The sequence below is a fragment of the Desulfuribacillus stibiiarsenatis genome (genome assembly GCF_001742305.1).
Lineage (GTDB): Bacteria > Bacillota > Bacilli > Desulfuribacillales > Desulfuribacillaceae > Desulfuribacillus_A > Desulfuribacillus_A stibiiarsenatis.
In genome coordinates this window covers 1-716 of sequence record NZ_MJAT01000026.1, presented here as the reverse complement: position 1 = coordinate 716, position 716 = coordinate 1, and the positions used below count along the sequence as shown (strand labels likewise).

Annotated in this window: 2 protein-coding genes and 1 pseudogene; 1 reads left to right on the top strand and 2 read right to left on the bottom strand. The window is 41.6% G+C overall.

Annotation, left to right across the window (positions count from 1 at the left end; translation table 11 throughout):
* A partial coding sequence (locus BHU72_RS16550) for an NTP transferase domain-containing protein (protein ID WP_367114476.1) occupies positions 1-174 on the bottom strand: 174 nt, incomplete at its 3' end.
* Positions 175-231: 57 nt separating this feature from the next.
* On the opposite strand from BHU72_RS16550, the gene BHU72_RS16545 reads away from it, so the two are divergent.
* Positions 232-588 (top strand): nitroreductase family protein, encoded by a 357-nt coding sequence (locus BHU72_RS16545; protein WP_083248367.1) that lies wholly within the window; start codon positions 232-234, stop codon positions 586-588.
* Here BHU72_RS16545 and purH read toward each other — a convergent pair.
* A pseudogene (gene purH, locus BHU72_RS16020) lies at positions 471-716 on the bottom strand (bifunctional phosphoribosylaminoimidazolecarboxamide formyltransferase/IMP cyclohydrolase); the annotation flags it as partial. The gene BHU72_RS16545 and the pseudogene purH sit on opposite strands and share 118 nt — an antisense overlap.

Sequence of the window (716 nt, the reverse complement as noted above, 5' to 3'; positions counted from 1 at the left end):
ATATGGCATATCACAAGCTATGGCCATGATATATGGATTTCCCGACTTACCTAATGCCGCATGAATTCCACTGAGTGGGCCTAGCTGTGGAATCTCATCTTCAATCATCTGTACTGCTAATGTTTGTGCGACTTTATGATAACTCTCCGGGTTTCTTTGTTTTTGGAATGGTATTGTAGCTTTATATAATTGGGGGGAATTGGATAGTGATAAAAACTGAAATAAAAGAAATTGAAGAATTTAGAGGACATCGGTTATACACTCGAGCAGCTTATATTATATGCGACGTCAAAAGGACTCGGCACTTGCTGGCTTGGCGGGACATTTACGAAAAGTAGTTTTGAGCGAATGGTACAACTTAAGGAGCATGAAATACTACCGATTATAACGCCAGTGGGTTACCCAGCAGAGAATAAAAGCCTCATCGAACGAATGATGCGATATCTCGCTATTCTAAAAACCGTAAGCCTTGGGAAGAACGCATCTGACGCTAGGACTGATCCTTTTGCATTAACTCCCGCTTGTTCTATGGCTATCTTTGCTGAACCGACACGGTTCATCTGCCCTGCTCCAACACCAATCGTTTGATTATCCTTCGCTAATACGATAGCGTTTGATTTCACATGCTTTACTACCTTCCAAGCAAATAATAATTGGCGAATCTCTTCTTCCGTAGGCTGACGCTTTGTCACTACTTTTAATTCGGTTGCCTCTAT